We start from the raw sequence: 22,733 nt of genomic DNA, 5'->3' as shown, positions 1-22,733 counted from the left end.
ACCCCAGGCCGCCACGCGCGGTCCCCGTCGCCCTGCGCGGCACCCCCGTCGCCACCGTGCGGCACCCCCCGCCGCCCATGGGCGGCACCGACGCCACGGAGCCCGTGGCGTCCGCATGTTGGAACGGTCTATCCGCTTCCCGAGAACCGCCCCATCATGTAACCTGCACGAAATTTTGATCTCACGCAGAGGGCCAACGTCGTCCCTCGGCACCTGCCACATGCCTCATGACGACGACGGGAGAGCCGATGCGTACGCCGCGCCAGCCGTCCCAGCATTCCGCGAATGGCCAGAACTGGTCGTTCATGGATGCTCGCCCTGCTGCGCAGGGTATGTACGACCCCCGCAACGAACACGACGCCTGTGGCGTCGGTTTCGTCGCCACCCTCACCGGCGAGGCGTCCCACACCCTGGTCGAGCAGGCACTCACCGTGCTGCGCAACCTGGAGCACCGCGGCGCCACCGGCTCCGAGCCCGACTCGGGCGACGGCGCCGGCATCCTCTCCCAGGTGCCCGACGCCTTCTTCCGTGAGGTGGCCGGATTCGAGCTGCCGGCGGCCGGGGCGTACGCCGCCGGCATCGCCTTCCTGCCCGCGGAGGGGACCGCCGAGGTCGTCTCACAGATCGAGACGATCGCCGGTGAGGAGGGGCTGAACGTCCTCGGCTGGCGTGAGGTCCCGGTCGCACCCGAACTGCTCGGGGCCACCGCCCGTTCCACCATGCCGGTCTTCCGGCAGCTCTTCGTCGCCGAGGGCGCCAGCGAGGGCATCGCGCTGGACCGCAAGGCGTTCGTGCTGCGCAAGCGCGCCGAGCGCGAGGCCGGTGTCTACTTCCCGTCGCTCTCCGCGCGCACCATCGTCTACAAGGGCATGCTGACCACCGGCCAGCTGGAGCCCTTCTTCCCGGACCTGTCCGACCGCCGCTTCGCCTCCGCGATCGCGCTCGTGCACTCCCGGTTCTCCACGAACACCTTCCCGTCGTGGCCGCTCGCCCACCCGTACCGGTTCGTCGCGCACAACGGTGAGATCAACACCGTCAAGGGCAACCGCAACTGGATGGTCGCCCGCGAGTCCCAGCTGGTCTCCGACCTCTTCGGCGACCGCGAGCTCGACCGGATCTTCCCGGTCTGCACGCCGGACGCCTCCGACTCCGCCTCCTTCGACGAGGTCCTGGAGCTGCTGCACCTGGGCGGTCGTTCGCTGCCGCACTCCGTGCTGATGATGATCCCCGAGGCGTGGGAGAACCACGACTCCATGGACCCGGCCCGGCGCGCCTTCTACCAGTTCCACTCCACGATGATGGAGCCCTGGGACGGCCCGGCCTGCGTCACCTTCACCGACGGCACCCAGGTCGGCGCCGTGCTCGACCGCAACGGTCTGCGCCCCGGCCGCTACTGGGTCACCGACGACGGCCTCGTCGTCCTCGGCTCCGAGGTCGGCGTCCTCGACATCGACCCGGCCAGGGTCGTCCGCAAGGGCCGTCTGCAGCCCGGCAAGATGTTCCTCGTCGACACCGCCGAGCACCGCATCATCGAGGACGACGAGATCAAGTCGGCCCTCGCCGCCGAGCAGCCGTACGCCGAATGGCTGGAGGCCGGCGAGATCGAGCTGGGCGACCTGCCCGAGCGCGAGCACATCGTCCACACCCACGCCTCGGTCACCCGCCGCCAGCAGACCTTCGGCTACACCGAGGAGGAGCTGCGCATCATCCTGGCGCCGATGGCCAAGGCCGGCGCCGAGCCGATCGGCTCCATGGGCACGGACTCGCCCATCGCGGCCCTCTCCGAGCGCCCGCGGCTGCTGTTCGACTACTTCACCCAGCTGTTCGCGCAGGTCACCAACCCGCCGCTGGACGCGATCCGCGAGGAGCTGGTCACCTCCCTGCGTTCGTCGCTCGGCCCGCAGGGCAACCTGCTCGACCCGACCGCCGCCTCCTGCCGGTCCGTCGTGCTGCCCTTCCCGGTCATCGACAACGACGAGCTGGCCAAGCTCATCCACATCAACGCCGACGGCGACATGCCCGGCTTCAAGGCCGCGACCCTCTCCGGCCTCTACCGGGTCTCCGGCGGCGGCGACTCCCTCGCCGCGCGCATCGAGGAGATCTGCGCCGAGGCCGACGCCGCCATCGACAACGGCGCCCGCCTGATCGTCCTGTCGGACCGCCACTCCGACGCCGAGCACGCGCCGATCCCGTCGCTGCTGCTCACCGCGGCCGTCCACCACCACCTCATCCGCACCAAGCAGCGCACCCACGTGGGCCTGCTGGTCGAGGCCGGCGACGTCCGCGAGGTCCACCACGTCGCCCTGCTCATCGGGTTCGGCGCGGCCGCCGTCAACCCGTACCTGGCGATGGAGTCGGTCGAGGACCTGCTGCGCGCCGGCACCTTCCTCAGCGGCCTGGAGCCGGAGAAGGCCATCAAGAACCTGATCTACGCGCTCGGCAAGGGCGTCCTGAAGGTCATGTCGAAGATGGGCATCTCCACCGTCGCCTCCTACCGCGGCGCCCAGGTCTTCGAGGCCGTCGGCCTGGACGAGGCCTTCGTCGAGAAGTACTTCAACGGCACCGCCACCAAGATCGGCGGCGTCGGCATCGACGTCATCGCCGAGGAGGTCGCCGCCCGCCACGCCAAGGCGTACCCGGCCTCCGGCATCGCCCCGGCGCACCGCGCGCTGGAGATCGGCGGCGAGTACCAGTGGCGCCGCGAGGGCGAGCCGCACCTGTTCGACCCGGACACGGTCTTCCGCCTCCAGCACTCCACGCGCACGGGCCGCTACGACATCTTCAAGAAGTACACCTCCCGCGTGAACGAGCAGTCCGAGCGCCTGATGACGCTGCGCGGCCTGTTCGGCTTCAAGTCCGACCGGCAGCCGATCTCCATCGACGAGGTCGAGCCGGTGAGCGAGATCGTCAAGCGGTTCTCGACGGGCGCCATGTCGTACGGCTCCATCTCCAAGGAGGCGCACGAGACCCTCGCCATCGCCATGAACCAGCTGGGCGGCAAGTCCAACACCGGTGAGGGCGGCGAGGACCCGGAGCGCCTGTACGACCCGGCGCGCCGGTCCGCCATCAAGCAGGTCGCCTCCGGCCGCTTCGGCGTGACCTCCGAGTACCTGGTCAACGCGGACGACATCCAGATCAAGATGGCCCAGGGCGCCAAGCCCGGCGAGGGCGGCCAGCTGCCCGGCCACAAGGTCTACCCGTGGGTCGCCAAGACGCGTCACTCGACGCCGGGCGTCGGCCTGATCTCGCCGCCGCCGCACCACGACATCTACTCCATCGAGGACCTGGCCCAGCTGATCCACGACCTCAAGAACGCCAACCCGGCCGCGCGCATCCACGTGAAGCTGGTGTCGGAGGTCGGCGTCGGCACGGTCGCGGCCGGTGTGTCCAAGGCGCACGCGGACGTGGTCCTGATCTCCGGCCACGACGGTGGTACCGGTGCCTCCCCGCTGACGTCCCTCAAGCACGCGGGCGGCCCCTGGGAGCTCGGCCTCGCCGAGACCCAGCAGACCCTGCTGCTCAACGGCCTGCGGGACCGGATCGTCGTGCAGACCGACGGTCAGCTGAAGACCGGCCGTGACGTGGTCATCGCCGCCCTGCTCGGCGCCGAGGAGTTCGGTTTCGCGACCGCTCCGCTCGTCGTCTCCGGCTGTGTGATGATGCGCGTCTGCCACCTGGACACCTGCCCGGTCGGCATCGCCACCCAGAACCCGGTCCTGCGCGACCGCTTCGCCGGCAAGGCCGAGTACGTGGTGAACTTCTTCCGGTTCATCGCCGAGGAGGTCCGCGAGCTGCTGGCCGAGCTGGGCTTCCGCTCCATCGAGGAGGCCGTCGGCCACGCCGAGGCGCTGGACGTCGAGCGCGCCGTGAACCACTGGAAGGCCCAGGGCCTGAACCTGGAGCCGCTGTTCCACGTGCCGGACCTGCCCGAGGGCGCCGTCCGCCACCAGCTGATCGCGCAGGACCACGGCCTGGAGAAGGCCTTGGACAACGAGCTGATCAAGCTCGCCGCCGACGCCCTGGCCGCGAACGACGCGACCGAGGCCCAGCCGGTGCGCGCCCAGGTGGCCATCCGCAACATCAACCGCACGGTCGGCACCATGCTCGGCCACGAGGTGACGAAGAAGTTCGGTGGTGCGGGCCTGCCCGAGGACACCATCGACATCACCTTCACGGGTTCGGCCGGCCAGTCGTTCGGCGCGTTCCTGCCGCGCGGTGTCACGCTGCGCCTGGAGGGCGACGCCAACGACTACGTCGGCAAGGGCCTGTCCGGCGGCCGGATCGTCGTCCGTCCGGACCGGTCCGCCGACCACCTCGCCGAGTACTCGACCATCGCGGGCAACACCATCGGCTACGGCGCCACCGGCGGCGAGCTGTTCCTGCGCGGCCGTACCGGTGAGCGGTTCTGCGTCCGCAACTCCGGCGCGCTGGTCGTCTCCGAGGGCGTGGGCGACCACGGCTGCGAGTACATGACCGGCGGTCACGCGGTCGTCCTCGGCCCGACCGGCCGCAACTTCGCGGCGGGCATGTCCGGCGGTATCGCCTACGTCATCGACCTCGACCGCGACAACGTCAACGCCGGCAACGCCGACTCCATCGAGGCGCTGGACGAGGCGGACAGGCAGTGGCTGCACGACGTGGTGCGCCGCCACGCCGAGGAGACCGGCTCGACGGTCGCCGAGAAGCTGCTCGCCGACTGGGACGCGGCCGTGGAGCGGTTCAGCAAGATCATCCCCAGCACGTACAAGGCAGTGCTCGCCGCCAAGGAAGCCGCCGAGCGAGCCGGTCTGACCGAGACCGAGATCACCGAGAAGATGATGGAGGCGGCGATCAATGGCTGACCCGAAGGGCTTCCTGAACCACGGCCGCGAGGTCGCCAAGACCCGTCCCGTCGGTGAGCGCGTCAGGGACTGGAACGAGGTCTACGTCCCCGGCTCCCTGCTGCCGATCATCAGCAAGCAGGCCAGCCGGTGCATGGACTGCGGCATCCCGTTCTGCCACAACGGCTGTCCGCTGGGGAACCTGATCCCGGAGTGGAACGACTACGCCTACCGGGAGGACTGGGCGGCCGCCCAGGAGCGCCTGCACGCGACCAACAACTTCCCGGAGTTCACCGGTCGCCTGTGCCCGGCCCCCTGTGAGTCGGCGTGCGTGCTGGGCATCAACCAGCCGCCGGTCACCATCAAGAACGTCGAGGTCTCGATCATCGACAAGGCGTGGGAGACCGGGGACGTCGCCCCGCAGATCCCCGAGCGCCTGTCCGGCAAGACGGTCGCGGTCATCGGCTCCGGCCCGTCGGGTCTCGCCGCCGCGCAGCAGCTGACCCGGGCCGGTCACACCGTCGCCGTCTACGAGCGCGCGGACCGCATCGGAGGTCTCCTCCGGTACGGCATCCCCGAGTTCAAGATGGAGAAGCGGCACATCAACCGCCGTATCGAGCAGATGCGCGCGGAGGGCACCCGCTTCCGCACCGGCGTCGAGGTCGGCCGCGACATCAACGCCCGCGACCTGAAGAAGCGCTACGACGCGATCGTGATCGCCGCCGGTGCGACCATGGCCCGCGACCTGCCGGTGCCGGGCCGCGAGCTCAAGGGCATCCACCAGGCGATGGAGTACCTGCCCCTGGCGAACAAGGTCCAGGAGGGTGACTACGTCACCGCCCCGATCTCGGCCGAGGGCAAGCACGTCGTCGTCATCGGCGGCGGTGACACCGGCGCGGACTGCGTGGGCACCGCCCACCGGCAGGGCGCGGCCTCCGTCACCCAGCTGGAGATCATGCCCCGCCCGAACGACGAGCGGCATCCGGCCCACCAGCCCTGGCCGACCTTCCCGCTCCTGTACAAGGTCACCTCGGCCCACGAGGAGGGCGGCGAGCGGATCTACTCCGCCTCCACCACTCACTTCGAGGGCGACGAGGACGGCAACGTGCAGTGGCTGCACCTGGCCGAAGTGGAGTTCGTCGACGGCAAGCTGACCTCCAAGCCGGGCACCGAGCGCAGGATCCCGGCCCAGCTGGTCACCCTCGCCATGGGCTTCACCGGCACTGACCGGGAGAACGGGCTGGTCGAGCAGTTCGGCCTGGACCTCGACGAACGCGGTAACATCGCCCGCGACGCCGACTTCCAGACCAACGTGCCGGGTGTGTTCGTCGCCGGTGACGCCGGCCGCGGCCAGTCCCTCATCGTGTGGGCGATCGCGGAGGGCCGCTCGGCCGCCCGCGGTGTCGACCGGTTCCTGACCGGTGCCAGCGACCTGCCGGCCCCGATCCGCCCGACCGACCGCGCCCTGGCGGTCTGACGGCACTCGAGAAACGTCCCGTACAACGGCGTGCGGAACACTGACGGCGCCTGCCCGGCAAGTCCCCGACCGGACCCGGGCAGGCGCCGTCACCTTTGCGTGCACAGTTGCTGCTCAGCTCGTCAGCGACGACACCTTCACCCAGGTCAGCGCCAGCAGCAGCGCCAGCAGCGCGACGCACACCCCCGCCTGGACCAGCGTGCGCCGGCCGTCCCGGGGTGCGTAGGCGTAGGCCAGCGCGACCACCGCGCCCGTGAGCAGGCCGCCGAGGTGGGCCTGCCAGGAGGTCGCCCAGGCGGAGACCACCATCCACAGCAGCAGCCCGGCCATGTACTGGTTGACGGCCCGCATGTCGTGGCCGAGGCGGCGGCCCATGACCCAGTACGCGGCGCCCAGACCGAAGATCGCGCCGGACGCGCCGACCGTGAAGGCCGTGGGGGCGAGCAGCAGCACCAGCACCGAGCCGCCCAGCGCCGACAGCAGATACAGGGCGAGGTAGCGGACCCTGCCCAGCTGCGCCTCGACCACCCGGCCGATGTTCCACAGCGCCAGCATGTTGAACAGGACGTGCGTGAGGCCGAACGTGCCCTCGCCGGGCGTCAGATGGAGGAAGGCGCCGGTCAGCATCCGGTACCACTCGCCGTGCGCGACGCCCTCCGGCAGGTACCCCGCGGGCACGGTGCCGAGCATGGCGAAGCGGTCCTCGGCCGACGGCCGGGCCAGCTCGGCGAGATAGGCGAGCACGTTGAGCCCGACGAGCACGTACGTCACCAGCGGGACCGTGCCGATCCGGCCGCCGAACGCGGTGCGGGCCCGGCGGATCGTCCGCGCCCCCTCCTTCACGCACTCCACGCACTGGTGGCCGACGGCGGCCTCGCGCATGCAGGACGGGCAGATGTAGCGGTCGCAGCGGGTGCAGCGGACATGGGACTCCACCCGCGGGTGACGGAAGCAGGTGGTGATGACGGAATCGGCGGCCACGGCCGGCTCCTCGAAGGAGAGAAGGGCTACAGGAAGAAGCCGGTGGGGTCGGCGGCGAACAAACTAGCGAACTGATGTGACGGGAGGGAGAACCGGGGTTGCCGATCACGTAGGCTCGCCCCGGACAATCGAGGGGGGCCATGGCCGCGATCAGTCTCAGCAAGGTGGAGCGGACCGCACCGGCGCTCGCCGGCGCCTACAGGTCGGCGGGGGTGTCGCTCCTCAAGCACGGCCTGGACGGCCTGCGCGCCGCGGTCTACCTGGTCGTCGACCACTCCGGCTCGATGAAGCCGTACTACAGGGACGGCAGCGTGCAGACGCTCGCCGACCGGGTGCTGGGCCTGTCCGCGCATCTGGACGACGACGGCCGGGTGCCGGTGGTGTTCTTCTCCACGGACGTCGACGCGGTCACCGACATCGCCCTCGACAGCCACCGGGGCAGCATCGAGCGGATCGTGGCGGGGCTCGGGCACATGGGCAGGACCAGCTATCACCTGGCGATGGACGCGGTCATCGACCACTACCTGGACAGCGGTGCCACCGACCCCGCCCTGGTCGTCTTCCAGACCGACGGCGGCCCGGCCGACAAGTTCGCCGCCGAACGCCATCTGTGCAAGGCGGCTCGGCTGCCGCTGTTCTGGCAGTTCGTCGGCTTCGGCGACCCCGGCAGCCGGCAGTTCGAGTTCCTGCGCAAGCTGGACGAGCTGGCCGTACCGGAGAAGCGGATGGTGGACAACGCCGGTTTCTTCCACCTCGGCCCGGACCCGCGGCGCGTCTCGGACACCGAGCTGTACGACCGGCTCGTCGGCGAGTTCCCGCAGTGGCTGGCGGCGGCACGTGCCGCGGGCATCGTGCCGTTCCCCTAACAAACGTTTGAAACAATGGGTCCGTGTCGACCAACAAGAAGCCCCGGGTGACCGCGGCGGCGGCCCGGCGCGGCGAACTGCTCAGCACCGCTGCCGAGGTGTTCGCCGAGCTCGGGTACAACGCCACCACCGTCCGCCGGATCGCCGATCACGCCGGGATGCTCGCGGGCAGCCTGTACTACCACTTCGACTCCAAGGAGTCGATGCTCGAGGAGATCCTGCGGACCTTCCTCGACGAGCTGTGGGACGGCTACGACACCGTCCTCGGCTCCGGACTCGGGGCCCGCGAGACACTGGAGGCGCTCGTCACCGAGTCCTTCCGGGAGATCGACCGGCACCGCGCGGCGGTCGCGATCTACCAGAAGGAGAGCCGGCAGCTCGCCGCGCAGGAGCGGTTCGCGTTCCTCGTGGAGTCGCAGACGCGGTTCGAGAAGGCGTGGCTCGGCACGCTGGAACGCGGAGTCGCCGAGCACGTCTTCCGCGCCGACCTCGACGTCCGTCTCACCTACCGCTTCGTGCGCGACACCGTATGGGTCGCCGCCTCCTGGTACCGGCCCGGCGGGCAGCACAGCCCCGAGGAGATCGCACGCCAGTACCTGTCGATGGTGCTGGACGGGATCGCCGTGCGCGCGTAGGCGCCCGCGTTCAGCCGGTCAGGCGGGCCGCCGCGGCGCGCCCGCGCTCGCTCATGACGGACAGGAAGCGGATGACGGTCCGCAGCTCGTCGGTGCTGAACTCCTCGCAGGCCTCGACGACGTCCCGCGCCCAGTCCTCGAAGAGTTCGGCGAGTTCGGCGAGCTTGTCCCGGTTCAGTTCGACCAGCACCCGGCGCCTGTCCGTCGGGTGCCTGGCCCTGTGCACGAAACCCTTGGTCTCCAGCCGGTCGAGCAGACCGGTGACGGAGGCGGGGGCGAGCCCGGTCAGCTCGGCGAGGTCCTTCGCGGTCAGTGGGCCGTGCCGCTGCAGGAGGTCGAGGGTCTTCTCCTCTGTCGCGTTCAGCCCCTGCCTGGCGGCGACGGCCGAGTGGAACATGACCGCTACCCCGCTGTGGACCCGGCTCACCTCCATGAGCTGCCGCAGCGTCCGTGACCGTGCCGTCTCGTCGGGCTTCTCGTCCGCCTTGGCCATGCGCCCACGCTAACAACAAGTCCGTCCGGTCCGACCGAGGACTCATGCCTGGCGCTCCACTCAGGTGTCGCACTCCAGCACCGTCCGGCACAGCCCGCACCGCGCCCGTACCCGCCCCTTGACCGGTACCCGGATCCGCTGGTGACAGGTGGGGCAGGGGAAGGACACGCGCAGGTGGCCGACGGGGTCGGGGGTGAAGGCGTAGGGCGCGGACGGCCCCGGCGCGACCGAGGGCGCGTGCCGGCGGTCGTGGGCGTAGCGGCGCCGGCCCGCCCAGCCCGCCCCGGTCAGCGGCGGCTGCTGCTCGTCCCGCCGGGCCTGGGTCCTCCCCCGCACATACGCCTCGTAGGCCTGCGGGCTGGTGAACCACACCGAGGGGTCCTCGTGGAAGAGCAGCGCCCGCTTGGCGAGGACGTAACCGAACTCCTCCGGGGTCAGATAGCCCAGCTTCTGGGAGGAGACCCCGTCCTCCCGGAAGGCGTCCAGCAGCAGCCAGCCCGCGCCCAGATAGGTCGTCACCGTGTCCGTGAGGATCTCGTTCTCCGCCGTCGTCGGGAAGGAGAGGTCCAGGCGGTGCAGATAGACGTGCGCCACCTCGTGGGCGAGCGCCGCACCGATGTCCCGGCGGTGCGTGCGGAAACGGTCGTTCAGCTCCACGAAGTACTCGGGGCCCGCCGCCAGTTCCACGTTCGCCGCGTGGGTCATCTCCCGGAAGCCGACGATCAGCCGTGCGTCCGGCAGCCGGAAGTGCCGCACGAGCTCGCGGGCCACCCGCTGCGCGCCCAGATGCAGATCGTCGGTGTCGCAGAAGGCCACGTCGGCGGGCGCGAGGCTGGCCGAGAACGTCTGGACGGTGGCGTAGGACAGGCGCTTGTACAGCGCGGTGATGGCGGCCCGCACCGTCTCCAGGTGTGGATAGCCGTGCTGGACCGGTCCGCCGTTCGCCACGCCGCACCCCCAAAGACGCCGGAACTCCTCTCCACTGTAGGCGGGAGGGACGGCCGGTCACACGGGCAGGAGGCGGGGCGCCGGGCGCTCCGGGGCGCTCTCCTGCAGCTCCGGCACCCCCACCGCGTTCCCGCCCCCGTGCAGGAACCGGCCCGGCCCCTGCACGTCCCGCTGGCCTCCGGGGCCCGGCTCGTGCAGGTTCCAGGGGACGCACGTCTCCACGCAGTTGAGGCCCATCGCCCGCCGCTTGGCCGGCCGGTGCCGCCAGTGCCCCTGGCGCATCCGGAAGGGGTGCAGCGTCCCGGACAGCAGCCGTGCCGGCCGCCCGTCCAGCAGGATTCGGATTCCCCCACCCGGAAGTCGCTCGTGCGCCCCAGCCTCAGCCCTTCCGGTGATCAGCGCCCTGGACGAAGATCGGCGCTGCTCGGACCAGAGTCCCGCTCACCGCACGCCCGCCAGGAGCGCCGATGTACCAGACCTGGATGCGGTTCTTCAGCCCCGGCCCCGCACACCACCGCCTCGGCCTGGTCTGCCTCGGCGTCGGCCTCCAGCACGGGACGCTGCCCACGGTCGGCCCGCGCACCCTCGACCACCACGTGGCCGTCGTGATCAGCACGGGCCGCGGCTGGTACCGGGACGCCGACGGCCGCCGTACGGCCGTGACCGCGCCCGCGCTGCTGTGGCTCACCCCCGGCGTGGCCCACCACTACGCGCCCGATCCGGACACCGGCTGGGACGAGGGCTTCGTCGACTTCGCCGGGCCCGCCACCACGACGTACACCGAGCTGGGCTACATCGAGCCGGACCGTCCCGTCGTCCCGCTCTCCGACGCCTCCGCGCCCCGCGCGGTGGTCGCCCGCATCGCCCGCGCCGCCCGCCGCGGCAACCCGCTGCTGGAGGTGGAGACCGGCGCCGCCGTGCACGAGCTCCTCGTCGCCCTGCGCCGGGCCCGCGCCGATCTCGCGCCCGACGGCGACCAGGTGCTGCAGGCCCTCGCGCGGCATGCCTGCACCCCGATGAGCGTCGCCGACCACGCCGCCCGGCACGGGATGAGCACCGCCCAGCTGCGGGGCGCGGTGCGCCGGGCCGCGGGCTGCAGCCCCAAGGACTACCTGCTCCGGATCCGCCTCGGCCGCGCCAAGGAACTCCTCGCCGCCACCGAGCTGCCCGTCGCCGCCGTCGCCCGCCGCGTCGGCTACGACGACCCCGCGTACTTCTCCCGGCTGTTCACGCGCCGGGTGGGCGTGGCCCCGGCCCGCTTCCGTGCCCAGCAGGGCCGCAGCGTGCCCGGCGGCTGGAGCGACCGGGTGCCGGACCCGGACGATCCGCCGGTGATCCACTCTGCGGACAGCCCTTAAGGCGCAGCCCGCAGAACCCCTAGGGTGACGTGCATGACCACCAGCAACACCGGAACCGGTGACGTGGACCCGGAGGTCCGTCAGGAGCTGGAGCGGCTGCGCGACAGCATCGACAACATCGACGCGGCCGTCGTTCACCTCCTCGCCGAGCGGTTCAAGGCCACCCAGCAGGTCGGCCGGCTCAAGGCGGTGCACCAGCTGCCGCCCGCCGACCCGGCCCGCGAGGCCCGCCAGATCGACCGGCTGCGCCGCCTCGCGGAGAACGCCAAGCTCGACCCGGCCTTCGCCGAGAAGTTCCTGAACTTCATCATCGCGGAGGTGATCCGGCACCACGAGCGCATCGCCGAGGACACCGCGAACGGGGAGCAGCCGGAGGAGTGACCCCGCCGGGCCCGGCGGGGCCGTCGCCGGACGTGATGCGTGGCGGTCCCACCGGACCCGTGAGGGCGCTGGGGGAGAGGGCGGGGGTGTGGCGGGAGCGGGCGAGGACCGTGCAGGACCGCAGGAGGTCGCTCGGTAGCGCACAGGAAGCGGTCGGGAGCGGGCGGGGCCGGTCCGGAGCGTACGCGGGCCCGGATGGCGATCCGGACATAAGCCGTGAACCCGGCCACCCCCTGTGCGCTGTCACTGTGATCAGGCAGCATGGCCTGCATGTCCGTACTCACGCGCGACGAAGCGCAGCTCCGAGCACAGCTCCTCGACGTCCACCGCTACACGGTCGAACTGGACCTCACGACCGGGGACGAGACCTTCGACTCCCGCACCGTGATCCGGTTCACGGCGCGGTTTGCCGGGGACACGTTCGTGGAGCTGAAGCCCGCCGAGTTGCGCGCCGTCACGCTCGACGGAGAGCCCCTGGACCCCGAGTCGCTGGACGACGGCCGGCTCCCGCTGAAGAACCTCTCCGCCGGCGAGCACGAGCTGCGCGTCGACGCGGCCATGCGGTACTCCCACACCGGCGAGGGCATGCACCGCTTCACCGACCCGAGCGACGGCGAGACGTACGTCTACACGCAGATGTTCATGGACGACGTCCAGCGCGTCCTCGCCGCCTTCGACCAGCCCGACCTGAAGGCCGTCTTCGAGGTCTGCGTCAAGGCGCCCGAGAACTGGACCGTGCTCGCCAACGGCGTCGCCGAGCACCGGGGCGACGGTGTCTGGCAGGCCGCGCCCACCCCGCCGATCTCCACCTACCTGGTGGCCGTCGCCGCGGGCCCCTGGCACTCGGTGCGCACCGAGCACCGCGGACTGCCCTTCGGCATCCACTGCCGCCGCTCCCTCGCGCCCCACCTCGACGCCGACGCCGACGAGATCCTCGACATCACGCGCGCGTGCTTCGACCGCTACCACGAGAAGTTCGAGGAGCCGTACCCCTTCGACTCCTACGACCAGGCGTTCGTCCCCGAGTTCAACGCGGGCGCCATGGAGAACCCCGGCCTGGTCACCTTCCGTGACGAGTTCGTCTACCGCTCCGCCGTCACCGACGCCGAGCGGGAGACCCGGGCCATGGTCATCGCACACGAGATGGCCCACATGTGGTTCGGCGACCTCGTCACGCTCAAGTGGTGGGACGACATCTGGCTGAACGAGTCCTTCGCCGAGTACATGGGCTACCAGACCACCGCCGAGGCCACCCGTTTCACCGGCCCGTGGACCGAGTTCGGCGTCACCCGCAAGGCCTGGGGCTACGACGCCGACCAGCGGCCGAGCACCCACCCGGTCGCCCCCGAGAGCGTCGACGACACCGCCGCCGCCCTGCTCAACTTCGACGGCATCTCCTACGCCAAGGGCGCCTCCGCGCTGCGCCAGCTCGCCACCTGGCTCGGCGAGAAGGACTTCCTCGCGGGCATCAACACCCACTTCTCCCGCCACAGGTTCGGCAACGCCACCCTCGCCGACTTCATCGACTCCCTCGCCTCCGCCACCGACCGCGACGTGCCCGCCTGGGCCGACAGCTGGCTGCGCACCACCGGCGTGGACAAGCTCACGCCCGTCGTCGCCGCCGACGGCACCTGCACGCTGACCGTCGACCGCGCGGGCAGCCGCCCGCACCGCCTCACCGCCGGCCTGTACGACCACGAGGTCGCCGACAAGGGCCGGCTGGTGCTGCGCGAGCGCGTCGACCTCGACGTCCCGCAGACCGCGCCGCAGCCCATCGGCAAGCGCCCGGCCCTGCTCCTGCTCAACGACGGCGACCTCACCTACGCCAAGGTCCGCTTCGACGCCGAGTCCTTCGAGACGGTCCGCGCCGGCCTGTCCGGGCTGCCCGACCCGCTCACCCGCGCGGTCGTCTGGAACGCCCTGCGGGACGCCGTGCGCGACGGCGAACTCCCGCCCGCCGCCTACCTGGAGGCGGCCCGCGCCCACCTCCCGCGCGAGACCGACCTGGCCATCGCCCAGGGCGTCCTCGCCTTCGCCTCCGGCCAGATCGCCGACCAGTACCTGAGGCCCGAGGACCGCCCGGCCGCCCTGTCGACCCTCACCGCGCTCTGCCGCGACCTGCTGCGGCGCACCGAGGACGGTGACAACCCCGGCCTGCGGCTGATCGCCGTACGGCACCTGATCGGCGTGGCGGCCCACCCCGACACCATCGCCGCCTGGCTCGCCGACGGCACGGTGCCCGGCGGCCCGGAGCTGGACCCCGAGTTGCGCTGGCGCATCCTCGCCCGGCTCGCCGCGCTGGGCGCCACCGACGAGGCCGCCATCGCCGCCGAGCTGGAGCGCGACCCGAGCGCCACCGGCCAGGAGGGCGCCGCCCGCTGCCGTGCCGCCCTGCCCCACCCGGAGGCCAAGCGGGCGGCCTGGGAGGCGATGTTCGCGGGCGACGAGCTGTCCAACTACCTCTTCACGGCCACCGCCCAGGGCTTCTGGCAGCCCGAACAGGCCGAGCTGGTACGGGAGTACGTGCCGCGCTTCTACCCGGACGCCGTCAGCCTCAGTGCCCGGCGCGGCCCCGCGATGGCGGTCGCCGCCGGCCGCTGGGCCTTCCCGGCCCACGCCGTCGACGCCGAGAACCTGCGGTTCGGCGGGGCCTGTCTGCGCGACGCCGACCCCACCCCGGCCCTGCGCCGCACCCTCGCCGACCGGCTCGACGACCTGGCCCGCGCCCTGCGGGTGCGCGGCGAGCGGGCGGAGGAGGCGGAAGAGGCGCAGGGGACGCCGGCGGAGTAGGCCCGGCGACCTAGGGCGCGGCTGGTCCCTGCCGACGATGCGGCGGTCCGGACGGCCCTCCTAGGCTCTAGCTGTCAGGCACGACCAGCCGAGCCTTGGGAGGCAGTTCCGTGATCGTAGTGACCGGTGCGACCGGCAACGTCGGCCGTGCCCTCGTTGACCGTCTCCTCGCCGCGGGCCGGCCCGTGCGGGCTCTCACCCGCGACCCGCGGCGGGCCGCCCTGCCCGACGGCGCCGAGGTGGTGCGGTTCCAGCCGGACGAGCCGGCCGCCCTCTTCGGCGGGGCGACCGCCCTCTTCCTCTACGCACAGGCCGCCGCGCCCGACCTGCTGGCGGCGGCCCGCGCCCGGGGCGTGCGCCATGTCGTGCTGCTCTCCAGCGGCATCGTCCAGGAGGGTGCCGACGAGACCCACCCCATCCACGTCATGCACGCCACCGCCGAACAGCAGATCCGCGACAGCAAACTCGCCTGGACGTTCCTGCGGCCCAACGCGTTCGCGACCAACGCCCTGCAGTGGGCGCCGCAGATCCGGGCCGGCGACACCGTGCGCGGGGTGTTCGCGGACGCGCTCTCCGCGCCGATCCACGAGGACGACATCGCGGCCGTCGCCGAGCGGGTCCTGCTCGACGGTGGGCACGAGGGCGCCGTGCACCGGCTGACCGGCCCCGGGGCGACCAGCAACGCCGAGCAGGTCGCGGCGATCGGCGCGGCCCTCGGCCGGGAGCTGACGTTCGTGGAGACGGACCCCGGCGAGGCGGGCCCGGAGCTGTTCCCGCACGTGCCGCCGCAGATGCTGGAGCGGCTGCTGCGGACGTTCGGGGAGACGGTCGGCGTACCGCCGGAGATCACCGACACGGTGGAGAAGACCACCGGAGTTCCGGCCCGTACGTTCGCCCAGTGGGCGCGGGACCACGCCGGGGACTTCGCGGGCCGGGCGTAGGGCCCGTCCGGAGGGCGCGGGGAACCGTGCTGTCAGCCACGACGCTGCCGCACCCGATCGACGGCCGTCCACGGCACCTCCGTCGGAGCGCTCAGTGCCTCAAGGGCCGGAGCACCGCCCCTCGCACACGTCCTTCCCGCGGTGCGTCGGCATCCAGAGCGAACCCGAGCCGCTGAAGGAAACGTCCGCCGGGCTCCCAGCGGAGCGGCACCGTGGCCGTCACCACCGGCACGTCCCCGGCGCGGTCGAGCAGGGACTCTGCCAGGGCCCGGCCGAGGCCCCGGCCCCGCGCCCAGGGCGCCAGCAGGAACAGGCCCACCGATACCGATCCCGGCTGCGGGTGGTTGCGCACGGCGTCCACCACGCCCGCGACGACCCCCTCCCGTTCCAGCACCAGCAGCACCTTGTCCTCGGGGCCGGCGCCCTCGGGCAGCGCGTAGAACAGGCTCTGCACATCAGCCGGCCCCGACGGCAGGCCCGTCGCCGCCGTGAACCAGTCCTCGCACTCCTCGAACAGCCTGAGCAGCGGCGCCTCGTCCGCCGGGCCGAGTTCGCGCACCAGCACCCGCTCACCGGGCACATCGATCGTCCAAGCGTCCACCATCCGGCTGACGTTAGCCGCGCGGCGCGAGCGCCCCAACGTGTTTTCCTCGCACGGCAGTACCCACTTTCGGGTTCCGATCGTTGGGCTATAGGGACGCACGGGTCTCTTCCCGTACAAGCTGAAAGTCCAGTCACAAGCCGGAACCCCCGGCGCCGGAATCCGCCCCCGAGGGCCGGTCCAAGAGCGGAGGACAGCCGATGAGCGGTGAGGAATCTCTGCCCACCCCGCCCCTCGCCTCGGGCCCCCACGGCCCGGAGGCCCTGCGCCCGCTCCTCGCCACCGCCCTCGACGCGCTCGCGGCCGGAACGCGGGCGCGCGGCGGCCCACTGCCCGGCGGGGGCCCCCAGGCCGTCGCCACGCGCATCGCCGGCGTGCTCGGGGACGTCCTGCCGGAACAGGGCGAACCCGGCGCCCTGCGCACCCTCGTGCACGCCCTCGCGGAGGGCGCCGCCGACCCCGCCGACCCGCTGTGCGCGGCCCATCTGCACTGCCCGCCGCTCGCCGTGGCCACCGCCGCCGATCTCGCCGTGAGCGCCCTCAACCCGTCCCTGGACTCCTGGGACCAGGCCCCGGCAGCCTCCGCCCTGGAAGCCGCGGTCACCCGCGCCCTGGCCCACGCCGCCGGTCTCGCCGACGCCCTCGTCACCACCGGCGGCACCGAGTCCAACCAGCTCGCCCTGCTGCTCGCCCGCGAGGCGCACGGCGGCAGCGTGCGGCTCGTGTGCGGGGCCAACGCCCACCACTCGCTGCCGCGCGCCGCCTGGCTGCTCGGGCTGCCCGACCCGGTCGTCGTCCCGGCCGCGGGCGGCACCCTCGAGCTCGCCGCGCTCGACGAAGCGCTCACCACGCTCTCCGGCCCACTGCTGGTCGCCGCCACCGCCGGCACCACCGACGCCGGCCTCGTGGACCCGCTGCCCGAGATCGCCGGGCTGTGCGCCGCCCACGGCGCCCGCCTGCACATCGACGCGGCCTACGGCGGTGGCCTCCTGTTCAGCGACCGGCACCGCGACAAGCTCGCCGGGCTGGAGGCCGCCCACACCGTCACCCTCGACCTGCACAAGCTCGGCTGGCAGCCGGTCGCCGCCGGCCTCCTCGCCGTCGCCCGCCCCGGCGAACTCGCCGTGCTCCACCATCGCGCCGGCTATCTGAACGCCGACGACGACACCGAGGCCGGACTCCCCGACCTGCTCGACCGCTCGCTGCGCACCACCCGCCGCCCCGACGTCCTCAAGATCGCGGTCACCCTGAAGACCCTGGGCCGCACCGGACTCGGTGCGCTGATCGACCGAGTCTGCGGCCACGCACGGGAGTTCGCGGCGCTGGTGGACGAGCACCCCGGCTTCGAGCTGTACGACCGGCCCGTGATCAGCACCGTCCTGTTCCGGCCCGCCGACGCCACCGACGACGCCGTGGCCGCCGTACGCCGCAGGCTGCTGCACGAGGGCCGGGCCGTCCTCGGGCGCGCCCGGCTCGACGGCCGCCTCTGGCTCAAGGCCACCCTCCTCAACCCCCACACCCGGCCGGACGACCTGGCCCAGCTCCTGAAACTCGTAGCAGAAGGCGCCCTCGCATGACCAACCCCCCACGCCACGAACCCACGTCCCCCCGCGACCTGGTCGGCATCGGCATCGGACCGTGCAATCTCTCCCTGGCCGCCCTCGCCCACCCGCTGGCCGAACTCGACGCCGTCTTCTACGAACAGCGCCCCGGCTTCGACTGGCACCCCGGCCTGCTCATCGAGGGCGCCACCATCCAGGTGCCGTTCCTGGCCGACCTGGTGACCCTCGCCGACCCGACCAGCCCGTGGAGCTTCCTGAACTACCTCAGGGCCCGCGAGCGGCTCTTCCCCTTCTACTTCGCCGAGCGCTTCCACATCCAGCGCGCCGAGTACGACGCCTACTGCCGCTGGGTCGCCCAGAGCCTGCCCGGACTGCGCTTCCGCCACCAGGTCGACGGGGTCCGCTGGAACCCCGAACAGGACGTGTTCGAGGTCGACTTCACCCAGCTCGACGCCGAGGGCGAAACCGAGGCGCTGGGCCGTACGCACACCCGGAACATCGTCCTCGGCGTCGGCACCACCCCCCATGTGCCCGACCCGCTCAAGCCACTGGTGGACGCCCCGGGCGTACCGGTCGTCCACGCCGCCGACTATCTCGACCACCGCGAGAGCATCCTGGCCGCCGGGCACGTCACCGTCGTCGGCTCCGGACAGTCCGGCGCCGAGGTCTTCCTGGACCTGCTCCGGCGCCGCCCCGCCGGCCGCGAGAAGCTGCACTGGATCGGCCGCAGCGCGGCGTTCGCGCCGATGGAGTACTCCAAGCTCGGCCTGGAGCACTTCACCCCCGACTACACCCGCTACTTCCACGCCCTCGCCGAGCCCGTCCGCGACCGGCTGATCGCCGCCCAGTGGCAGCTGCACAAGGGCATCGACGCCGGGACGCTCGGCGCCATCCACGACGAGCTGTACCGGCGCAGCCTGAACGGCGGCTGGCCCGAAGCCGTCCTCATCCCGGGCGTCCGGGTCCGCACGGCGGGGCGCATCGCCACCAGCAAGATCGAGCTGCACCTGGAACACCTCCAGCAGGACAGCCGATCCCGGCTCACCACCGACGCCGTCGTCCTCGCCACCGGCTACCGCGAGCGTCCGCTCGGGCGCCTCCTCGCCGGGCTGGACCCCTATCTGCGCCGCGACAGCAGCGAACGCCTGCGCATCGACGAGGAGTTCCGGCTGGTCCTCGACCCGTCGGTGACCGGCTCGGTGTACGTCCAGAACGCCGAGCTGCACACCCACGGCGTCGGCGCACCCGACCTGGGCCTCGCCGCCTGGCGCAGCGCCACGATCTTGAACTCCCTGACCGGCAAGGAGCCGTACCCGCCCGCCACCCGCACGGCGTTCACCACGTTCGGCCTCCAGGAGGACCGGCAGCGGGTGCCCCCGGCCCGGCAGACCCACCAGCTGACGCCCCTGGTCGACGGAGAGTAGCGAGCCGGGACCGGAAGCCGCCACGTCGTCGGTCCGCGGCGCGGGGACCGGTCGCAAGGGTTCCCGCGCCGCTTTGCGGAGCCGGTCTTTTCGAAGGGAAGATTCGCTCATCGGAGCGAGCGGTCGCACAATTCAACACTTGTCAATAACCCTTTACTCAAAGGTTGTTGAGTGGTCATGTGCGACCGATTCTCTACCCACCGGTAAGGCCTAGGCTCGACCTATGCGCCGAGCAAAGATCGTCTGTACTCTGGGGCCCGCCACCGACTCGTACGACCAGATCAAGGCATTGGTCGACGCCGGAATGGACGTCGCCCGGTTCAATCTCAGCCACGGCACCCACGCCGAGCACGAGGAGCGCTACCGGAGGGTGCGCAAGGCGGCCGACGAAACCGGTCGCAGCGTCGGAATTCTCGCCGACCTTCAAGGTCCGAAGATCCGGCTCGGGCGTTTCGCTGAAGGACCGGTACTCCTTGAACGCGGCGACTCCTTCACCATCACCGTCGAGGAGGGCGTCGAGGGCGACCGCCACCGGTGCGGCACCACCTACGCCGGACTTGCCGCCGACGTCACCCCGGGTGAGCGGATCCTCGTGGACGACGGCAAGGTCTGCCTGGAGGTCACCGCCGTCGACGGCCCCCGCGTCCGCACCCGCGTGATCGAGGGCGGCATGATCTCCGACCACAAGGGCCTGAACCTCCCCGGCGTCGCCGTCTCGGTCCCCGCGCTCTCCGGGAAGGACCAGGACGACCTGCGCTGGGCGCTGCACACCGGCTTCGACGTCATCGCCCTGTCCTTCGTCCGCAGCGGCGACGACGCCAAGGACGTGCACCGGATCATGGCCGAGGAGGGCCGTCGCCTGCCGGTGATCGCCAAGGTCGAGAAGCCGCAGGCCGTGGCGAACCTCGATGACATCGTGGCCGCCTTCGACGGGCTGATGGTCGCGCGCGGCGACCTGGGCGTGGAGATGCCGCTGGAACAGGTGCCGATCGTGCAGAAGCACGCGATCAAGCTAGCCAAGCGCAACGCCAAGCCCGTCATCGTCGCCACCCAGATGCTCGACTCGATGGTCGGCAACTCCCGGCCGACCCGGGCCGAGGCCTCCGACGTGGCCAACGCGGTGCTCGACGGCACGGACGCGGTGATGCTCTCCGGCGAGACCAGCGTCGGCAAGTACCCGGTCGAGACCGTGCGCACCATGGCGAAGATCGTGGCAGCGGCCGAGGAGGACATGCTGGCCAAGGGCCTGCCGCCGCTGACCGAGCGGAACAAGCCGCGCACCCAGGGCGGCGCGGTCGCCCGGGCCGCCGCCGAGATGGGCGACTTCCTCGGCGCGAAGTTCCTGGTCGCGTTCACCCAGTCGGGAGACACCGCCCGCCGGCTCTCCCGCTACCGCTCGCCGATCCCGCTGCTCGCCTTCACCCCCGAGCCGGCCACCCGCTCCCAGCTCAGCCTGACCTGGGGCGCCGAGACCTTCCTCGGCCCGCACGTCGACTCCACCGACGCCATGGTCGACCAGGTGGACGAGCTGCTGCTGAGGTACGGCCGGTGCGAGAAGGGCGACGTCGTGGTGATCACGGCGGGTTCCCCGCCCGGTGTCTCCGGCTCGACGAACATGGTCCGGGTCCATCACATCGGCGAGGACGACAGCCCCAGGTAACGGGGCGGGGCCCTTTGCGGGGCCCTTTTCAGTGCTTGGGACCGACGTGGGTGTCCATGAGGGCTACGGAGGCCTTCTTGGCGACGGAGATGGTGTACGGGTTGCCGCCGCGTGGGCAGTGCGTCCACTGGACACCCAGCTTGTCGAGGGTGCCGGTGTAGAGGGCCCGGATGTCGTCCGACTTGTTGGTGAAGAAGTAACGCGGGTATTCGTACCGCTTGCGCTCACCGGCGACCATGCGGGTCGTCCAGTTGGTGACGCGGCAGCCGTCGGAGTGAACGAGGCCTCGGACGAACTCCCAGGGGTGGGCTTCGACGATCGCTCGCTGCCAGGGCTCGAGGGTGATGGGGCGCTCGTGCTTCTTGCCGGGGCCGTGCTGGGGGAAGAGGTGCGGCCAGTGCCGGGAGTAGCTGGTCACCATGGAGCAGCCCTGCTTCTGAACGGCGTAGGTGCCGACACCGGGGTGCACTTTCGTGATGGGCTTCGCGGCACAACTGCATCAGGCCGGGCCACGCGTCGGCGCACGCGACCCTGAGGTGGTACCCGATTCCGCGCGGGTGAGCGCTGATGCAGCCGTCGCCCAGATAGAGGCCGAGCAGGTAGGCGTACGCGCAGTCGTCGGCGGGCGATACCGGATCCGGGGTCGTCATGCGAGGCAGCGGCTCCAGACGGTGCCGCCAGGAGCGGATCGCAGCCCTGGAGATGCCCATCTCCTTGCTGACGGAGTTGATGCTGCGGCCCTGCGCCACCAGCGAGAGGGCTCGCTTGCGCGTGCTGACGTCGTGCATGTGACCACTCTGGGGCGCTAAGTCCCCCCGGGGACAGCAAAAAGCGGAGCACCACGCGAACGTGGTCCTCCGCTTGCACATAGCGACCTTGGAACTGAAGGAAAAGTGCCCCGGGTCGGACTCGAACCGACACTGTACGGGTTTTGAATCCGTTGCCTGCTGCCAATTGGGCTACCGGGGCTCGCAGAATCCAAGGTTTCCCCCGACCCTCCGCGCGTCCACCTTACCGCAGCTAGGTAGGCTCTTGTCAGCAGTACCGGCCTGCCCAGGACCAAGGAGCCTCAGTGACCGCCCCCGAGTCGCCCCAGCCCGTAGACGCGCCCGACGACGACAAGTCGCACGTGCCTCCGCTGACGACCCGTGTCGTCATCGCCGAGGACGAGGCCCTGATCCGGCTCGACCTGAAGGAGATGCTGGAGGAGGAGGGGTACACCGTCGTCGGCGAGGCCGGGGACGGCGAGCAGGCCGTCGAGCTGGCCCGTGAGCACAGGCCGGACCTGGTCATCCTGGACGTGAAGATGCCCAAGCTGGACGGCATCTCCGCGGCCGAGAAGATCGCCGAGGAGTCCATCGCGCCGGTCCTGATGCTCACCGCCTTCTCGCAGCGCGACCTCGTCGAGCGCGCCCGGGACGCGGGTGCCATGGCGTACCTGGTCAAGCCGTTCAGCAAGAGCGACGTCGTCCCGGCCATCGAGATGGCCGTCTCCCGCTTCACCGAGCTGAAGCAGCTGGAGAAGGAGGTCGCCGACCTCACCCAGCGCCTGGAGACCCGCAAGCTGGTCGACCGCGCGAAGTCGATCCTGCAGACGGAGTACGGCCTGACCGAGCCGGCCGCGTTCCGCTGGATCCAGAAGACCTCCATGGACCGCCGGATGTCGATGCAGCAGGTCGCCGAGGCGGTCATCGCGGACAGCGAGGAGAAGAAGGCCGCCAAGAACGGCTGAGCGGCCCCTTGCGCACGACGCGGCCCGCGCCCCGGAGAAGAGGACGCGGGCCGCGTCGGTACGG

The 22,733-nt window shown here is 71.6% G+C and carries 16 protein-coding genes, 1 tRNA gene and 2 pseudogenes; 12 read left to right on the top strand and 7 right to left on the bottom strand.

Translation table 11 applies throughout. The features are described 5' to 3' along the window. Nucleotides 1-248 precede the first annotated feature (248 nt). Both gltB and ABZ919_RS24545 read left to right on the top strand, forming a co-directional pair. On the top strand, nucleotides 249-4,841 hold the full coding sequence (gltB, locus tag ABZ919_RS24550) for a glutamate synthase large subunit (protein WP_361251566.1): 4,593 nt from the start codon (nucleotides 249-251) through the stop codon (nucleotides 4,839-4,841). Next, nucleotides 4,834-6,297 carry a glutamate synthase subunit beta gene (locus ABZ919_RS24545; protein ID WP_361251563.1) on the top strand — a complete coding sequence of 488 codons (1,464 nt, stop codon included), beginning with the start codon at nucleotides 4,834-4,836 and terminating at the stop codon, nucleotides 6,295-6,297. Before gltB ends, ABZ919_RS24545 begins: the two co-directional genes overlap by 8 nt. A gap of 114 nt (nucleotides 6,298-6,411) precedes the next feature. Here ABZ919_RS24545 and ABZ919_RS24540 read toward each other — a convergent pair whose 3' ends face one another. Beyond that, complete coding sequence (locus ABZ919_RS24540) at nucleotides 6,412-7,278, bottom strand: rhomboid family intramembrane serine protease (RefSeq protein WP_361251560.1); 867 nt, start codon at nucleotides 7,276-7,278, stop codon at nucleotides 6,412-6,414. A 140-nt stretch (nucleotides 7,279-7,418) separates the two neighbouring features. Here ABZ919_RS24540 and ABZ919_RS24535 point away from each other — a divergent pair, with 140 nt between their 5' ends. Both ABZ919_RS24535 and ABZ919_RS24530 read left to right on the top strand, forming a co-directional pair. Next, nucleotides 7,419-8,144 carry a VWA domain-containing protein gene (locus ABZ919_RS24535; protein WP_361251557.1) on the top strand — a complete coding sequence of 242 codons (726 nt, stop codon included), beginning with the start codon at nucleotides 7,419-7,421 and terminating at the stop codon, nucleotides 8,142-8,144. A 23-nt stretch (nucleotides 8,145-8,167) separates the two neighbouring features. Then, complete coding sequence (locus ABZ919_RS24530; protein WP_361251555.1) at nucleotides 8,168-8,779, top strand: TetR/AcrR family transcriptional regulator; 612 nt, start codon at nucleotides 8,168-8,170, stop codon at nucleotides 8,777-8,779. A gap of 10 nt (nucleotides 8,780-8,789) precedes the next feature. On the opposite strand, the gene ABZ919_RS24525 is transcribed toward ABZ919_RS24530, so the two are convergent. The 3 genes and pseudogenes from ABZ919_RS24525 to ABZ919_RS24515 all read right to left on the bottom strand — a co-directional run. Beyond that, complete coding sequence (locus ABZ919_RS24525) at nucleotides 8,790-9,272, bottom strand: MarR family transcriptional regulator (protein ID WP_361251552.1); 483 nt, start codon at nucleotides 9,270-9,272, stop codon at nucleotides 8,790-8,792. 60 nt (nucleotides 9,273-9,332) lie between these two features. After that, entirely contained in the window at nucleotides 9,333-10,220 is an 888-nt protein-coding gene (locus tag ABZ919_RS24520) for a hypothetical protein (RefSeq protein ID WP_361251549.1), read from the bottom strand. Between the two features lie 141 nt (nucleotides 10,221-10,361). Further along, nucleotides 10,362-10,597 (bottom strand): annotated as a pseudogene (locus ABZ919_RS24515) (beta-galactosidase); the annotation flags it as partial. Nucleotides 10,598-10,687: 90 nt separating this feature from the next. Here ABZ919_RS24515 and ABZ919_RS24510 point away from each other — a divergent pair. The 4 genes from ABZ919_RS24510 to ABZ919_RS24495 all read left to right on the top strand — a co-directional run bounded on the left by ABZ919_RS24510 (nucleotide 10,688) and on the right by ABZ919_RS24495 (nucleotide 15,690). Then, nucleotides 10,688-11,578: an AraC family transcriptional regulator gene (locus tag ABZ919_RS24510; RefSeq protein WP_361251546.1), complete on the top strand. Its 891-nt coding sequence runs from the start codon at nucleotides 10,688-10,690 to the stop codon at nucleotides 11,576-11,578. Between the two features lie 33 nt (nucleotides 11,579-11,611). Next, nucleotides 11,612-11,959: a chorismate mutase gene (locus tag ABZ919_RS24505; RefSeq protein ID WP_361251543.1), complete on the top strand. Its 348-nt coding sequence runs from the start codon at nucleotides 11,612-11,614 to the stop codon at nucleotides 11,957-11,959. Nucleotides 11,960-12,229: 270 nt separating this feature from the next. After that, nucleotides 12,230-14,749, top strand: coding sequence for an aminopeptidase N (gene pepN, locus ABZ919_RS24500; protein WP_361251541.1), 2,520 nt, complete (start codon nucleotides 12,230-12,232; stop codon nucleotides 14,747-14,749). A 110-nt stretch (nucleotides 14,750-14,859) separates the two neighbouring features. After that, nucleotides 14,860-15,690: an NAD(P)H-binding protein gene (locus ABZ919_RS24495; RefSeq protein ID WP_361251538.1), complete on the top strand. Its 831-nt coding sequence runs from the start codon at nucleotides 14,860-14,862 to the stop codon at nucleotides 15,688-15,690. A 91-nt stretch (nucleotides 15,691-15,781) separates the two neighbouring features. Here the strand turns inward: ABZ919_RS24495 and ABZ919_RS24490 are convergent, their stop codons facing one another. Then, nucleotides 15,782-16,294: a GNAT family N-acetyltransferase gene (locus tag ABZ919_RS24490; RefSeq protein WP_361251535.1), complete on the bottom strand. Its 513-nt coding sequence runs from the start codon at nucleotides 16,292-16,294 to the stop codon at nucleotides 15,782-15,784. Nucleotides 16,295-16,491: 197 nt separating this feature from the next. On the opposite strand from ABZ919_RS24490, the gene ABZ919_RS24485 reads away from it, so the two are divergent. The 3 genes from ABZ919_RS24485 to pyk all read left to right on the top strand — a co-directional run bounded on the left by ABZ919_RS24485 (nucleotide 16,492) and on the right by pyk (nucleotide 20,937). Beyond that, nucleotides 16,492-17,868 carry an aminotransferase class V-fold PLP-dependent enzyme gene (locus tag ABZ919_RS24485; protein WP_361251532.1) on the top strand — a complete coding sequence of 459 codons (1,377 nt, stop codon included), beginning with the start codon at nucleotides 16,492-16,494 and terminating at the stop codon, nucleotides 17,866-17,868. Next, nucleotides 17,865-19,277, top strand: a complete 1,413-nt coding sequence (locus ABZ919_RS24480; protein WP_361251529.1) for a SidA/IucD/PvdA family monooxygenase — start codon at nucleotides 17,865-17,867, stop codon at nucleotides 19,275-19,277. Before ABZ919_RS24485 ends, ABZ919_RS24480 begins: the two co-directional genes overlap by 4 nt. Before the next feature lie 223 nt (nucleotides 19,278-19,500). After that, nucleotides 19,501-20,937 (top strand): pyruvate kinase, encoded by a 1,437-nt coding sequence (gene pyk, locus ABZ919_RS24475; RefSeq protein ID WP_361251526.1) that lies wholly within the window; start codon nucleotides 19,501-19,503, stop codon nucleotides 20,935-20,937. 28 nt (nucleotides 20,938-20,965) lie between these two features. Here pyk and ABZ919_RS24470 read toward each other — a convergent pair. Together ABZ919_RS24470 and ABZ919_RS24465 are read right to left on the bottom strand one after the other, a co-directional pair. Next, nucleotides 20,966-21,725: pseudogene (locus ABZ919_RS24470) on the bottom strand (helix-turn-helix domain-containing protein). A gap of 106 nt (nucleotides 21,726-21,831) precedes the next feature. After that, nucleotides 21,832-21,906 (bottom strand) — tRNA-Leu (locus tag ABZ919_RS24465). A 103-nt stretch (nucleotides 21,907-22,009) separates the two neighbouring features. Between ABZ919_RS24465 and ABZ919_RS24460 the strand changes: the two genes are divergently transcribed. After that, complete coding sequence (locus ABZ919_RS24460) at nucleotides 22,010-22,669, top strand: response regulator (protein ID WP_361251523.1); 660 nt, start codon at nucleotides 22,010-22,012, stop codon at nucleotides 22,667-22,669. Nucleotides 22,670-22,733: the final 64 nt, after the last annotated feature.

This window comes from Streptomyces sp. NPDC046759, from assembly GCF_040645475.1.
In the GTDB taxonomy this organism is placed as follows: Bacteria; Actinomycetota; Actinomycetes; order Streptomycetales; family Streptomycetaceae; genus Streptomyces.
Note: the sequence above shows the minus strand (reverse complement) of the source record. Positions and strands in the feature narration are given on the sequence as shown.